This window comes from Nocardioides silvaticus, from assembly GCF_003160695.1.
GTDB lineage: Bacteria > Actinomycetota > Actinomycetes > Propionibacteriales > Nocardioidaceae > Nocardioides > Nocardioides silvaticus.
This window is the reverse complement of sequence record NZ_QGDD01000001.1, coordinates 548,914-563,551: the sequence shown is the minus strand read 5'-3', so window position 1 is coordinate 563,551 and position 14,638 is coordinate 548,914. Positions and strand designations below refer to the sequence as shown.

At 69.7% G+C, this 14,638-nt stretch carries 14 protein-coding genes; 10 read left to right on the top strand and 4 right to left on the bottom strand.

Annotated features, from left to right (window positions below):
* The first annotated feature begins 19 nt into the window (after nt 1–19).
* From betA to arfB, 10 genes are all read left to right on the top strand, one after another.
* The gene (betA, locus tag DJ010_RS02550) at nt 20–1,723 is read left to right on the top strand and encodes a choline dehydrogenase (RefSeq protein WP_109692036.1); all 1,704 of its coding nucleotides are present in this window, start codon (nt 20–22) and stop codon (nt 1,721–1,723) included.
* Entirely contained in the window at nt 1,720–2,799 is a 1,080-nt protein-coding gene (locus DJ010_RS02545) for a quaternary amine ABC transporter ATP-binding protein (protein WP_109692035.1), read from the top strand. The genes betA and DJ010_RS02545 overlap by 4 nt, the downstream gene beginning before the upstream one ends.
* Complete coding sequence (locus tag DJ010_RS02540; protein WP_109692034.1) at nt 2,796–4,838, top strand: ABC transporter permease; 2,043 nt, start codon at nt 2,796–2,798, stop codon at nt 4,836–4,838. The genes DJ010_RS02545 and DJ010_RS02540 overlap by 4 nt, the downstream gene beginning before the upstream one ends.
* Nucleotides 4,839–4,883: 45 nt before the next feature.
* Nucleotides 4,884–5,873 carry an ABC transporter substrate-binding protein gene (locus DJ010_RS02535; RefSeq protein ID WP_109692033.1) on the top strand — a complete coding sequence of 330 codons (990 nt, stop codon included), beginning with the start codon at nt 4,884–4,886 and terminating at the stop codon, nt 5,871–5,873.
* A gap of 108 nt (nt 5,874–5,981) precedes the next feature.
* Nucleotides 5,982–6,656 (top strand): hypothetical protein, encoded by a 675-nt coding sequence (locus tag DJ010_RS02530; RefSeq protein ID WP_109692032.1) that lies wholly within the window; start codon nt 5,982–5,984, stop codon nt 6,654–6,656.
* A gap of 144 nt (nt 6,657–6,800) precedes the next feature.
* Nucleotides 6,801–9,311, top strand: coding sequence for a GcvT family protein (locus DJ010_RS02525; protein ID WP_109692031.1), 2,511 nt, complete (start codon nt 6,801–6,803; stop codon nt 9,309–9,311).
* Nucleotides 9,308–10,078 (top strand): electron transfer flavoprotein subunit beta/FixA family protein, encoded by a 771-nt coding sequence (locus DJ010_RS02520; RefSeq protein WP_109692030.1) that lies wholly within the window; start codon nt 9,308–9,310, stop codon nt 10,076–10,078. Before DJ010_RS02525 ends, DJ010_RS02520 begins: the two co-directional genes overlap by 4 nt.
* Complete coding sequence (locus DJ010_RS02515) at nt 10,075–11,061, top strand: electron transfer flavoprotein subunit alpha/FixB family protein (protein ID WP_109692029.1); 987 nt, start codon at nt 10,075–10,077, stop codon at nt 11,059–11,061. Before DJ010_RS02520 ends, DJ010_RS02515 begins: the two co-directional genes overlap by 4 nt.
* Nucleotides 11,062–11,203: 142 nt before the next feature.
* Nucleotides 11,204–11,410, top strand: a complete 207-nt coding sequence (locus tag DJ010_RS21720) for a hypothetical protein (protein ID WP_146207237.1) — start codon at nt 11,204–11,206, stop codon at nt 11,408–11,410.
* Between the two features lie 470 nt (nt 11,411–11,880).
* A complete protein-coding gene (gene arfB, locus DJ010_RS02505; RefSeq protein WP_109692027.1) occupies nt 11,881–12,279 on the top strand; it encodes an alternative ribosome rescue aminoacyl-tRNA hydrolase ArfB in 399 nt (132 codons plus the stop codon).
* An 80-nt stretch (nt 12,280–12,359) separates the two neighbouring features.
* Here the strand turns inward: arfB and DJ010_RS02500 are convergent, their stop codons facing one another.
* From DJ010_RS02500 to DJ010_RS02485, 4 genes are all read right to left on the bottom strand, one after another.
* Complete coding sequence (locus DJ010_RS02500) at nt 12,360–12,851, bottom strand: nucleoside deaminase (RefSeq protein ID WP_109692026.1); 492 nt, start codon at nt 12,849–12,851, stop codon at nt 12,360–12,362.
* Nucleotides 12,852–12,924: 73 nt separating this feature from the next.
* Nucleotides 12,925–13,365 carry a VOC family protein gene (locus DJ010_RS02495; RefSeq protein WP_109692025.1) on the bottom strand — a complete coding sequence of 147 codons (441 nt, stop codon included), beginning with the start codon at nt 13,363–13,365 and terminating at the stop codon, nt 12,925–12,927.
* 75 nt (nt 13,366–13,440) lie between these two features.
* Entirely contained in the window at nt 13,441–14,034 is a 594-nt protein-coding gene (locus tag DJ010_RS02490) for a GNAT family N-acetyltransferase (protein ID WP_109692024.1), read from the bottom strand.
* Entirely contained in the window at nt 14,027–14,602 is a 576-nt protein-coding gene (locus DJ010_RS02485) for a putative glycolipid-binding domain-containing protein (RefSeq protein ID WP_109692023.1), read from the bottom strand. Before DJ010_RS02485 ends, DJ010_RS02490 begins: the two co-directional genes overlap by 8 nt.
* Between the last annotated feature and the right edge of the window lie 36 nt (nt 14,603–14,638).

Genomic DNA, 14,638 nt, shown 5'->3' with positions numbered 1-14,638 from the left:
ACAGGGAGACAGGGGAGTCATGGGTGCCGAGCGGTTCGACTACGTCATCGTCGGTGGCGGCTCCGCAGGCTGTGCCCTGGCCAACCGGCTCTCCGCCGACGCCGGCACCTCGGTCCTTGTGCTCGAGGCGGGCCGCTCCGACTACCGGATCGACCCGTTCATCCACATGCCCGCGGCGCTGCCGTTCCCGATCGGCAGCCGGTTCTACGACTGGAAGTACGAGACCGATCCCGAGCCGGAGCTCGGCGGCCGCAAGGTCTACCACGCCCGCGGCAAGGTGCTCGGCGGCTCCAGCAGCATCAACGGGATGATCTTCCAGCGGGGCAACCCGTTGGACTACGAGCGCTGGGCGCGCGAGCCGGGGCTGGAGGAGTGGGACTACCTCCACTGCCTGCCCTACTTCAAGCGGATGGAGACCTGCGTCGCCGGCGCCGACGACTGGCGCGGCGGCGACGGCCCGCTCAAGCTCGAGCGCGGCCCGGCGACGAACCCGCTCTTCGACGCGTTCTTCAAGGCGACGGTCGAGGCCGGCTACCACCTCACCGACGACGTCAACGGCTACCGCCAGGAGGGCTTCGCGAAGTTCGACCGTAACGTCTACCGCGGTCGCCGGCTCTCCGCCGCCCGCGCCTACCTGCACCCGGTGCGGAACCGGAAGAACCTCACCGTCCGCACCCGCGCGCTGGTCACCGGCGTCCGCTTCGACGGCAAGCGCGCGGTCGGCGTCGACTACCTGCGGGCGGGCCGGCACCGCGCGGTCGAGGCGGGCGAGGTCCTCCTCTGTGGCGGCGCGATCAACACCCCGCAGCTGCTGCAGCTCTCCGGCGTCGGTGACGAGACGCTGCTGAAGGAGCGCGGTGTCCCGCTGGTCCACCACCTCCCCGGGGTGGGGGAGAACCTGCAGGACCACCTCGAGGTCTACATCCAGTACGCGTCCAAGGAGCCGGTCTCCATCGCACCCGGCCTGGCCTGGCACCAGCGGCCGAAGATCGCCTACCAGTGGTTGTTCCAGCGCAAGGGCCTCGGCGCCACCAACCACTTCGAGGGCGGCGGCTTCGCACGCAGCAACGAGGACGTCGACTACCCCAACCTGATGTTCCACTTCCTCCCGATCGCGATCCGGTACGACGGCAGCTCGCCGGTCGAGGGCCACGGCTACCAGGTGCACATCGGTCCGATGTACGCCGACACCCGCGGCTACGTGCGCATCCGGTCGCGCGACCCCCGCGAGCACCCGGCGATGCGCTTCAACTACCTGTCGACGCCCACGGACCGGAAGGAGTGGGTGGAGGCGATCCGCGTCGCCCGCGACATCCTCAACCAGCCGGCGTTCGCGCCGTACAACGACGGTGAGATCTCGCCCGGGCCGTCGGTCGAGACCGACGAGGAGATCCTCGAGTGGGTGCGCAAGGACGCCGAGACGGCGCTGCACCCCTCGTGCACGGCCAAGATGGGCACCGACGAGATGTCGGTCGTCGACCCCCGCTCGATGAAGGTGCACGGGCTCGAGGGTCTGCGCGTCGTGGACGCCTCGGTCTTCCCCTTCGTCACCAACGGCAACATCTACGCCCCGGTGATGATGGTCGCCGAGAAGGCCGCCGACCTGATCGCCGGCAACACGCCGCTCCCGCCCGCCGACGTGCCGTTCTACCGCTACCGCGAGGGCGACCCTCTCTACCCACCCGGCGACCCGCGCAACGTCGCCAGCAAGGAGCCGTCATGACCGCCGTCGTCGACCAGCCCGAGCAGACCGGCGCCGCCACCACCGACGCCGCGCTCTCGGTGCGCGGCCTGTGGAAGATCTTCGGCAGCGGGGCCGAGAAGATCATCGGTACGCCGGACGCCGAGCTCTCCCGAGCCGACCTCAAGCAGAAGACCGGCTGCGTGGTCGGTGTGAAGGACGTCAGCTTCGAGGTTGCACCCGGTGAGGTCTTCGTCGTGATGGGACTGTCCGGGTCCGGCAAGTCGACCCTGGTGCGCTGCCTGACGCGGCTGATCGAGCCCACCGCGGGCGAGGTCGTCATCGACGGGCGTGACATCACGAAGGCAGGTGCCGGCGACCTGCGCGAGCTGCGTCGTACGCACACGTCGATGGTGTTCCAGCACTTCGGGCTGCTGCCGCACAAGCAGGTCATCGACAACGTGGCCTTCGGCCTGGAGATCCGTGGCATCTCGAAGAAGGAGCGCCGCGCGAGGGCGGGAGAGATCGTCGACCTGGTCGGCCTGACCGGTTTCGAGCAGTCCTACCCCGACCAGCTCTCCGGGGGCATGCAGCAGCGGGTCGGCCTGGCCCGCGCGCTCGCCAACGACCCGTCGCTGCTGCTCTTCGACGAGCCGTTCTCCGCGCTCGACCCGTTGATCCGGCGGGACATGCAGAACGAGGTGATCCGGCTCCACCACGAGCTCGGCAAGACGATGGTCTTCATCACCCACGACCTGCAGGAGGCGCTCAAGCTGGGCGACCGGATCCTCATCATGCGGGACGGCGAGATGGTCCAGGTCGGCGCGCCCGACGAGGTGGTGGCGGCCCCGGCCGACGACTACGTCCGCGACTTCGTCAGTGACGTGCCGCGCTCGCACGTGCTCACCCTCAAGTGGGTGATGCGCGACCCGCGGCCCGACGACTCGATGGACGGCCCGGTGATGAAGGCCGACACGATCGTGCGCCAGGCCGCCAAGGCCGCGCTCGCCTCCGACCACCCGGTGCGAGTGGTCGACGAGAACGACCGGGTCGTCGGCATCGTCGACGACGACGCGATCCTGCGGGTCGTCGTGGCGGAGGAAGAGGCACCGGCGTGACCGCCACCCTCGCCCCGGCGCCGCCTGAGCCCGACGCCCCGCCTCCCGAGGAGCCGGTCGCTCGCCGTGGGCTGCCCCGCTGGGCGTGGGCGCTGATCGTCATCGGCGTCTGGGTGGTCGTCTACGCCTTCACCAAGGGTCAGGACACCCTCGTCCTGCCGGGGCGGGAGCACACCGACCTGCACGACACGCTGACCGGCTTCCGCGACGACGTGCTCGCGAGCCGGGACAGCAACCCGATCATCCAGCTCACCTACGCCGTGGGGGAGCGGTTCGTCGCGGTCGTCGAGTGGGTCCAGACGCTGATCTCGGTGCCGGACTTCCCGCGGCCGGTGCCGCAGGTCGGCTGGCTCGGGGTCACCGCCGTCGCCGCGTGGGTCGGCCTGGCGCTGGCCGGCTGGCGGATCGCGCTGCTGGTCGCCGCTTCGTTCGTCTCGTTCGGGTTCTTCGGCTACTGGTCCGACGCGATGGACCTGCTGATCGTGACGTTCGTCGCGGTCGCGGTCTCGGTGCTGGTCGGGATGCCGCTCGCGATCTGGCTGGGTACGACGAGGAACCGCTACGTCCTCGCGGCCATCAACACCACGCTCGACATCCTGCAGACGATGCCGACGTTCGTGTACCTGCTGCCGATCGTGCTGTTCGTCGGCATCGGACCCTCCGGCGCGGTCGCCTGCACCCTTCTCTACTCGCTGCCGCCGATCATCCGGATCGCCGGGCACGGGATCCGGGGTGTCTCCACGACGACGCTGGAGGCCACCGACTCCGCGGGACAGACCAGGTGGCAGCGGCTGCTCAAGGTCCAGCTGCCGATGGCGCGCCGCACCATCGTGGTCGGGCTCAACCAGACGATCATGGCCGCGCTCGCGATGGCGACGCTGGCGGCCTACGTCAACGGTCCGGGCCTGGGCAAGCCGGTGCTGGCTGCCCTGCAGTCCAGGGACGTCGGCGGTGGGTTCGTGCCCGGCATGCTCATCGTGGTGATGGCGGTGATGCTGGACCGCACCACCACCGCCGCCAGCGAGGCGCCGGAGAAGCGCATCCGCGACGGTGCCGACCCGAAGATCCGTCGGATCGTGCTCGGGGTCACCGGTGCGCTCGCTCTTGTCGCGGTCTACCTCTCACGCGAGCAGATCGACCTGGCGCGGTTCCCCGAGAACGACGTACGTCGTACCGTGGCGGACGGCGTCAACGACCTCGTCGACTGGTTCACCGACACCTTCGGCGGGCTCACCGGTGGGTTCAAGGACGTCATCAGCTACGGCCTGCTCAACCCGCTGGAGTCGTTGCTCGCGGAGTCCCCGTGGTACGTCGTCGCGGTCGCCATCCTCGCGTTGTCGGCTGTGCTCGGTGGGGTCCGGGCACTGCTCCCGACGGTCATCTGCCTGGCCGGGCTGTGGTACTTCGACCTCTGGCACGACGCCATGGTCACCCTCAACATGACGCTGGTCGGGACGATCCTGGTGATGGCCTTGGCGCTCGTGCTCGGGGTGTGGATGGCGCGCCGGCCCCGTGTCGACCTGGTGCTCCGGCCGGTCCTGGACGCCGGTCAGACCATCCCGCCCTTCGTCTACCTGATCCCGATCCTCGGCCTGTTCGAGGCGACCCGGTTCACGGCGATCGTCGCCGGTGTGATCTACGCGGCCCCGGTCGCCATCAAGCTGGTCGCCGACGGCATCAAGGGCGTCTCGCCCGCGACGCTGGAGGCCTCACGGGCCACCGGGAGCACCACCTGGCAGGAGATCACCAAGGTGCAGCTGCCGATGGCGCGCGGCTCGCTCGTCCTGGCCGCCAACCAGGGACTGCTCTACGTGCTGTCGATGGCGGTCATCGGCGGCATGGTCGGGGCCGGCGCACTCGGCTACGACGTGGTGCTCGGCTTCTCCCGGTCGGAGGAGTGGGGCAAGGGCGCCGCCGCCGGCATCAGCATCGTCCTGCTCGGGATCCTGATCGATCGGATCTGCCGGGCCGCTGCCCACCGCGACCCGGTGACGCACGACCCGTCCAAGCGCCCCTGGTGGCGCGCGGCGTCGATCTGACCACTGACTCGGATGCACACACGCACACAACCAAGGAGAGAGAAGTTGCGGACATTGAAGAAGCGCGGCGGAGCGGTCGCGGTCGCGGCGTGCGTGGTGCTCACGCTCGCGGCGTGCGGTGACAGCTCCATCGACGACGAGACGGAAGCCAACGAGGAGCGCGCCGAGGAGCTCGGGGACTGCGGCGAGATCAACATGGCGATCAACCCGTGGGACGGCTACCGGGCCAGTGCCTACGTGATCGGCACCGTCGCCGAGCAGGAGCTCGGGTGCACGGTCAACTACAAGGACCTCAAGGAGGACGTCTCCTGGCAGGGCTTCGGCACCGGCGAGGTCGACGTCATCATCGAGGACTGGGGTCACCCCGACCTGGAGAAGAAGTTCTTCGAGGGCGAGGGCGACGGCAGTGCCATGGACTTCGGTCCCAACGGCAACGTCGGCATCATCGGCTGGTTCGTGCCGCCGTGGCTGGCCGAGGAGCACCCGGAGGTCCTCGACTGGGAGGGCCTCAACGAGTTCGCGTCGGAGTTCGAGACCTCCGAGTCCGGCGGCAAGGGCCAGTTCCTCGGCTCCGACCCGTCGTTCGTGCAGTTCGACGAGGCGATCGTCAGCAACCTCGGGCTCGACTTCGAGGTGGTCTTCTCCGGGAGCGAGGCAGCGAGCATCTCCGCCTTCGAGAAGGCCGAGGAGAACAAGGAGTTCGTGATCGGCTACTGGTGGGAGCCGCACTACTTCAACGCCGAGGTCCCGATGCAGCGGGTCGCCCTGCCGCCGTACGAGGAGGGCTGCCAGGACGACCCGGCGAAGGTCGCCTGTGACTACCCGGAGACGCCGCTGAAGAAGATCGTCTCCACCTCGTGGGTCGACGAGGGCGGTCCGGGTGTCGAGGCGATCCAGAACTTCGAGTGGACCAACGAGGACCAGAACCTGGTGGCGAAGTACATCGCCGTCGACAAGATGTCGCCGGAGGACGCCGCGGCCCAGTGGATCGAGGACAACCCCGACAAGGTCGAGGCCTGGTTGCCGACCAGCTGACGCTGGCCAGTGCCGTCGCGATCGGGCCGGTGTCGTCGTACCACCGTTGACACCGGCCCGCTCGTGGCGCACGATGCCTGCTCCCTAGACTCGGATAGGAGAGCAACCATGCTCAAACGTGTCGCAGTCGTCGTCACTCTTCTCGGCCTCGTGGCCGGCCTCACCGTCGCAACCTCTCCCGGATCGTCCGCCGTCGCGGACCGCGAGGCGACGATCGCCGTCGATACCGCCGCGCGCGGCCCGGTCCTCGGCGAACGCTGTCGCAACGCAGGCAAGCACGTCTACCGCCTGATCGGCGTCAAGGACCAGGTCAAGGTCGCCTACGCGCGGTCCGTGGTCCTCGAGCCGGGCGGGGTCAAGCGGGTCATCCGCAACGTCCGGAAGGACATGGACCTGCGTGCCACCATCAACACGAGCGCGGGCGGCGAGCTCGGGGCGAAGGGGCTGAGCAAGCTGCTGGCCAAGGCCGAGATCCGGTTCAGTGCCGAATTCGTGGGCTTCGCCAAGGTCTATACGTCGCGGACCACCACGGTGAAGCAGCGGATCAAGAACACCGCAAGCACCAACAAGGAGTTCATCGCGTTCAAGGCCACCCGTGAGTACGGCGGCAAGTACAAGGACTTCTTCTGCACCAAGCACCCGGTGATGAGGCACCCCGAGTGGGTCCTCTACTCCAACGGCACCTGGCGCACGCACAAGGCGCTCGAGTCGGGGACCATCCGCTGCGGCGCGGGCACCCCGACCGAGATCACCGCGGTGGTCTCGAACCGACACTGCGGCTAGCTCTTCGCCCTCATTCGCGCCCGGTCGGGGGATTGACACCCGGCCGGGCGCGAGCAATTCTTAGGTGTCTCGCATTGTGCGACCGGTTGCGTATTAAGCAACGCAAGGTCGTCAAGCTCAACCACCGCGTGAAAGTAGGAGCCCATGGCCACCGTCCCCAGCTCGGCCAAGGTCGTCGTCATCGGAGCCGGCATCGTCGGCAACAGCCTCGTGCACCACCTCGCGAAGCTCGGGTGGCGCGACATCGTGCAGATCGACCAGGGGCCGCTGCCCAACCCGGGCGGCTCCACGGGCCACGCGTCGAACTTCATCTTCCTCACCGACCACTCGCGCGAGATCACCGACCTCACGCTGGACTCGGTCGAGCAGTACAAGGAGATGGGCGTCTTCACGAAGTCCGGCGGCTTCGAGCTCGCCCGCACCGAAGAGCGGATGGAGGAGCTGCGGCGCCGGATGTCGAGCGCGAAGGCGTGGGGCATCGAGGGCGAGATCGTCTCCCCGGAGTTCGTGAAGGAGAAGGTCCCGTTCATCGAGACCGACCAGTTCATCGGCGCCTTCTGGCAGCCCGACGTCGGCGTCGTCGACTCGCTGCGGGCCGGCACGATCATGCGCGACGGCGCGATCGAGGCCGGCGCGCTCACCACGGTGCCCAACGTCGAGGTGACCGGTCTCGACGTCGAGGAGGGCCGGATCCGCCGGGTGCGCACCGACCAGGGCGACATCGAGACGGAGTACGTCGTCATCGCCTGCGGTGTGTGGAGCCCGAAGATCGGCGACATGGCCGGCGTGAGCATCCCGCTGACCCCCGCCGTGCACCAGATGATCAGCGTCGGCCCCTGCCCGCAGCTGGCCGAGCAGGAGGGTGAGATCACCTTCCCGATCGTGCGCGACATGGACACCTTCTGCTACGAGCGCCAGCACGGCGCCGACATGGAGGTCGGCTCCTACGCCCACCGCGCGATCCTGCACGAGCCGGAGGACATCCCGACCATCGAGCAGTCGAAGCTGTCGCCGACGGAGATGCCGTTCACCTCCGACGACTTCGACCCCCAGCTCGAGCAGGCCTACGAGCTGATGCCGGAGCTGCTCGGCGCCGAGGGCGCGGAGATGCGCTACGCGATCAACGGCCTGCTCTCGCTGACCTGCGACGGCTGGCCGATCCTCGGTGAGAGCGAGGTCAAGGGCCTCTGGACCGCGGCCGCCGTCTGGATCAAGGAGGGCCCGGGCGTCGGCCGCGCGGTCGCGGAGTGGATGACCTACGGCCACTCCGAGATCGACATCGCGCACAGCGACATCGCCCGCTTCCACGAGCACCAGAAGCGCCGCGAGCACACCCGGCTGCGCACGACCGAGTCGTTCATCAAGACCTACGGGATCATCCACCCGGCCGAGCAGTACGAGTCCGACCGCGGCCAGCGGCTCGCCGCCATGCACGAGTCCCAGAAGAAGCTCGGCGCGTTCTTCTTCGAGACCGCAGGCTGGGAGCGGCCGCACTGGTACGAGTCCAACGCCGACCTGCTCGAGGTGTACGGCGACGCGGTGATGCCGCGCGAGCACGAGTGGGACTCCCGCTGGTGGAGCCCGATCATCAATGCCGAGCACCTCCGGATGCGCGAGGCGGCGGGTGTGATCGACCTGTCGGCGTTCCAGATCTTCGACATCGTCGGCCCCGGCGCGCTCGACACCGTGCAGCGCACCTGCGTCGCGCAGTGCGACGTCGCGCTCGGCAAGGTGATCTACACCCCGGTGCTCGACGCCGCGGGCGGCTTCATCTCCGACCTCACCGTGATGCGGCTGGGCGACGACCACTTCCGCGTCGTCACCGGCGGCGCGCACGGCCCCGTCGACCGCAAGACGTTCCGCGACCAGCTGCCGGCCGACGGCGGCACGACGCTGACCGACGTCACCGACTCCGTCTCCACGATCGGTCTCTGGGGACCGAAGGCACGTGACATCCTGTCCTCGCTGACCTCCGACGACGTGTCGGACGAGGGCTTCGGGTTCCTCACGTGCCGGGAGATCTCGGTCGACGGCATCTCGGTCCTCGCCTCGCGGATCTCCTACGTCGGCGACCTCGGCTGGGAGCTCTACGTCGCGTACGACGACGCTGCGGCCCTGTGGGACGCGGTGCTCGCAGCCGGCGAACCGCACGGCGCCCGTCCGGTCGGCATCGGCGTCTACGGCACCACCGGCCGGATCGAGAAGGGCTACCGGGCCTACGGCTACGAGCTCGACTCCGAGCGGACCATCGTCGAGGCCGGCATGCAGCGGCCGAAGGTGAAGGCGGCTGAGTTCGTCGGCAAGGAGGCCTACCTCAAGCAGCGCGAGGAGGCGCCGAAGGCGGTGCTCTGCACGCTGACCGTCGACGACCACACCTCGGCGTCGGGGACGAAGCGCTACATGCTCGGCGGCGAGCCGATCCTCACCCTCGACGGCGGCACGCTGACCGACGGCCACGGCCACCACCCCTACGTGACGACCGCCGGCTCCGCACCGTCGCTCGGCAAGCACGTGCTGATGGCCTACCTGCCGCCCGACCAGGCCGTGATCGGCAACGAGCTCGCCGTGTCCTACATGGAGGAGCTCTACCCGGTCACCGTCGGCTCGGTCGACGCGACGCCGCTGCTCGACCCCGAGAACGAGCGTCTGCGATGACAAACGTCCTGGTCTGCGTGAAGCGGGTCGTCGACAGCTCCGGCGAGGTGGTGCTGACCGAGGACGGCCAGTCCGTCGACGGGAAGTTCGCCGGCTACACGATGAGCAACCACGAGGAGTGTGCGGTCGAGCTGGCCGTGCAGGCGACCGCCGCGACCGGAGGCACGGCGACCGTGCTCACCCTCGGTGAGCCCGAGGCCGTCGAGCAGCTGCGTGCCGCGCTCGCGGTCGGTTGCACCGCCGCGGTCCACGTCGAGGCCGACGCGGGCGCGTTCGGCCCCTCCGACGTCGCCCGGGAGATCGCTGCTGTGGTGAAGGAGCACGAGGCCGCCGGACGGCCGCACGACCTGGTGCTGCTCGGCAACGACGCCGCCGACAGCGGCGACTTCCAGGTCGGCATCCGGCTCGCCTACGAGCTCGGGCGGCCGGTGGTCAACGGCGCCGCGCGGGTAACGGTCGAGGACGGCCACGTGGTCGCCGGCGTCGAGGCCCCGACCGGCTACGAGACCTACCGGGTGCCGCTGCCCGCCGTGGTCACGGTGCTGGAGGGCGGCGTCGAGCCGCGCTACCCGACCGTGCCCGGCCGGATGAAGGCCAAGAAGGTCGAGGTCGAGACCCGTTCGCCGGCCACCGAGCCGCGCGGCGCGAAGCGGGTGCGGCTGCTGCTGCCCCCGCCGCAGCCCAGCTCCGTCCAGATCCTCGGCAAGGGCGCCGACGCCGCTCCCGCCGTGGTCGACCTCCTCGAGCAGCTCGGAGTGACCCGATGATCCTGGTACTGGTGGAGACCGACGCGTCCGGCGCGGACGAGGTCTCCCGCGAGACGATCACCTTCGCGCGCAACCTGTCCGCGGCGGGCGGAGGAGTGCCCATCGACGCCGTCGTCATCGGTGACCTTCCGGTCCCCGCCGAGAGCCTGACCGACCAGCTGGCGTCGTACGGCGTCCGCGACGTGCACCACGTGACCGGCGACGCGTTCTCGGCCTACGGCGGCGCCTCCTGGGCCAGCGCGGTCGTGTCGGTGCGCGAGACCACCGGCTCGGTCGTGGTGACGGCCGGCGGCACGCCGCGGGGCATGGAGGTGCTTGCCCACCTGGCGGCGCGCAAGGGCGTCGCGATGGCGGCGAACGTGGTGTCCTTCGGAGGCCTGTCGCCGTTCACCGTGACCCGGCAGGTCGTCGGCGGCGCGGTGCTCGAGGAGATGGTCCTCGACGAGCGACCTGCGGTCTTCACGGTCGCGGGCCACGCGGTCGAGGCCTCGCCTGCCGAGGCTCGCGGCGACGGGCGTCTGGTGTCGGTCAACCCCGAGGTCGACACGGCCGACCTGGTCGCCCGGGTGGTGTCGTCCGACCCGCCCGCCGCCGACCTCTCGGGCGGTCTCAAGTCCGCGCGGGTCGTGGTCGGCGCGGGTCGCGGTGCCGGTGGCGCCAACAAGTTCGACGACCTGCTCGAGCTCACCTCGCTGCTCGACGGCGAGCTGGGCGTCTCGCGCGTGGTCACCAGCCTCGGCTGGCGCCCCCACCACGAGCAGATCGGCCAGACCGGTTCGCGAATCTCACCCGACCTCTACGTCGCCTGCGGCATCTCCGGCGCCATCCAGCACTGGGCCGGCTGCTCGTCCGCGAAGACGATCCTCGCCATCAACACCGACGCCGAGGCGCCGATGGTCTCGAAGGCGCACTACGCCGTCATCGGCGACCTGCACGAGGTGGTCCCCGCCATCAACGAGGAGATCAAGCGACGCCGCGGGTGACCGCTGGTCGTCGAGTAGCCCGGACCGCTCTCGGTCGTCGAGTAGGAGCGAGCGACGTATCGCGACGCCGCTCGCCCGGTCGTCGAGTAGCCCGAGCCGCTAGGCGAGGGCGTATCGAGACGCCGCAAGCCATACTGGACGCATGACTGACAAGGGTTTCGGTTCGGACCTCTGGAAGAACATGCAGGCCCTGAAGCTCAACAAGCACGGCGCCATCGAGGCTCCGATCCGCGCCAACGGCAAGGACGGCATCGTGGTCGGCGTCGACGCGGTCAAGCGGGCCGAGACGGGACACGCACCTGCCTCAACGACGCGTCCATGGTGGAAGCGGCTGCTCCGCCGCACCTGACCCGTGGAGTCGGCGCTTCCGCCTCCAGTAGGCCAGCGGGCGACAGTGACCAGCCCCAGCGGGGTGAGCCAGGGGTGCCCGTAGTAGACGACCTCCAGGAGACCTTCGCCGCCGCCGCTGGTCGCCATCGAGAGGCCGTAGAACCAGATGGTCACCACCCAATCGCCGACGACGCTCCCGACAATCGCGAGGCCGGCGATCCCGATGGCGAAGCCCGTCCCGTTCAGCCGCGCGACGCCGAGCGCAGCCATCACGAGCACGAGCGAGATGCCGGCCGCGATGAGCAACGCCTCCGCCGCAGTGGGGTACATACCGATCAGCGTCCCGAACCTGGCTGATGCCCACCTGAGCACCGATACTCATTCAACGCCGGACCGGCTGCCGCGTCGTGTGGTGGCGCGGCCGACGGCAGTGGACTTGGGGAGTACGAGCGGCAATCGGCGAGCTCGAAACGTCGGCATGATGAACCCGTGCTGACAGTCCGCGGGTACGTCATCCCCGATGCCGACCTGACCTGGAGCTTCTCCCGGTCCTCGGGACCCGGTGGCCAGCACGTCAACACCACCGACACGCGGGTGCGGCTGACGTACGACCTCGCCGGGTCGGCCGCGTTCCCGGACGACGTGAAGCAGCGGCTGCTCGCTCGCTTCGGCGCCGAGGTCGTGGTGGTTGCGGCGGAGCGACGCTCCCAGCTCCAGAATCGCCGCGCCGCCGAGGACCGTCTCGCCGACCTGCTCGAGGAGGCGCTCAAGCCACCGCCTCCGCCCCGCGTCAAGACCAAGCCGTCGAAGAGCGCGCAACGGCGGCGCCTGGAGCAGAAGAAGCGGCGCAGTGAGACCAAGCGGCTGCGCGGCAAGTCCTTCGACTGACGTCAGTGCGGAGGATCCGATCAACCAGGTTGATGCGATCCTCCGCGATCACGTCAACCGTGGTCGGTTGGAGTGGGGCATCAGCCCCGGCGGGCAGCCGCGTCCTGATGGATCGGCATCATCAGCTCGTCGTACGGGCTGACCGGGCCGACGACCGTCGTACCGGGAAGCACGGCGGAGGCCGGGATCGAGGCGACGGGCGAGTCCGGCAGCCCCCACGACGCCCGCCACGTCGTCAGCTGCGCCGACGACGCCGCGAACACGATCGGCCCCAACCCGACCCAGCCGTGGGCGGCAGCGCACATCGGACAGTGCTCGCCGGAGGTGTAGACGGTCGCCGCCGCGCGCTCGTTGGTAGAGAGGTTGCGGTTCGCCCAGATCGCGAGCTCGAGCTCGGGGTGGGCCGTCGGGTCGGCCGCCGTCTGCTCCTTGTTGCGCGCCTCGGCGAGTACGACGCCCGCGCCGCTCACCAGCACCGACCCGAACGGGTCGTCGCCGGCGTCCAACGCTTCGCGCGCGAGCTCGACGCAGCGGTCGAGGAACGGGCCGTGGTCAGTGGACTGCTCGGTCATGGGCCCATGGTCCCCCATGCTCGCGGTCGTCCTCGCCAGCGTGACCCATAGGCCGCAGTGGCAATGACGACCCTCAGCCGATCCGCTCGGTGAGCGAGACGACGATCCCCTCGGGCCCGCGGACGTAGGCCATCAGCCACTGGTCCTCGTAGCGGCCGATCCCGCCGACCAGCCCGTAGCCCTCCTCGGCCAGCCGCTCGACCTCCTTCTCCAGGTCGGTGATCTCGAAGCAGACGTTGCGGAGGCCGACCTCGGCGGCCATGGCGTCCGGGTTGCCGGGGGTCATGTCGGGCCGGACGAACCGGGCGAGCTCGAGCCGGCACCCGCCGCCGGGAGGCACCAGCATCGCGACTTCCGTCCTCGCGTCCGGGATGCCGCAGACCGTGTCGAGGAACACGCCCTCGACGTAGGTCCGGCCCTCGAGCTCCAGCCCGAGCCGCACGAAGAAGTCGACCGCCGCGTCCAGGTCGGCGACAGTGACCCCGATGTGGTCGAAGTTCTTGATCTGCGCCATGTCTCTCATCCTCCAGGTTTCCGGGTGCTGTGGACCTGGGACGGAGCCGCTCCACCGTTCTCGACATCGACCTGGTCAGGCAGGACCGTCCGGTCGTCGTCGTACCACCCGGCGCCGCAGCGTGGGGGAGGCCACGACCTCGTAGCCGGCCTCGAGGAAGACCTGCAGCAGCCCGACGGAGGCCTCGTCCCAGATGACCGTCTTCCCCTCGGGCGGCTGGATCGGGTAGCCCTCCAGGACGGCGGCGCCGGCCGCGCGGCCGTAGTCGACGGTGGCGGCGGCGAGCTCGTACATCAGCCCGGTGTGGCGCCATTCCTTCCGTACGACGAAGCAGGTCACCGCCCACACACCTTCCAGGTCGGGATCCATCCGCATCCACGGCTGCTTCCGAGCCCAGATCCGCGGGTAGTTCGCGCGCGGCTCGACGGCCACCCAACCGGCAGGCTCGCCGTCGACGTACCCGATGAGGCCGGAGGTCGGACCCTCCGTGCCGCATGCCGTCTGCTCGAGCAGTGCCGCGTCCCGCTCCTCCTGGGTGGTGTCGCGCCAGATCCAGCCCGGCACCTTCAGGGCCTGGCAGCGGCACTTGCGGGCGCCGCTGGTGTCGAAGACCGCGTCCACGTCCTCCACCGCCGCCCGGTTGGCCGGTAGCCAGGTGAACTCAGGCATGCCGCGACCCGATGCCGGGGTAGTCGACGACGAGACCGGCGGAGTCGAAGACCAGGCGACAGGCGAAGTCGAAGGTCGTGCTCGAGTAGTCGAAGGTCGTCCGAGCGGGGCCGTGTTCGAGGCACAGGTAGGTCTGCTCCATCCGCTCGACGCGCAGGTCGTCGGCGCGGACGAACGCAGCCGGCACCTCCATCGGTCTCCCCGGCGTGAGGTCGATGCGGTGGACCGCGAGGGTGTTGGTCACCAGGGAGCTTTCGAAGTCGATGTCGACGCAGCCGTCGAGGTCCGGTCGCAGCTTGCCATCGACCCACCAGCGGCCGTCCCGCGTCTCGGCGGTCATCGTGTGGTGTCCCGAGGGCGAGACGCCGGTCGCTTCGACGTACGTCGTGCGCCACGCGTCGTCGACCGCGACGCGGTACTGCACCGACCACGGCACGCCGTCCTCGACTGCCGCCGTGCCACCCTCCAGCCGGAACCGCTCGCTCTCCGGCCGGAAGCACACCGCCTCGAACCCGTCGCGCACCTCCGCGTGCCTGAACAGCGCGGATGAGGGGAGCGGCGCGAACATGAGGACGACGCTAGGCGCGACCGCCGACAGGGCAAC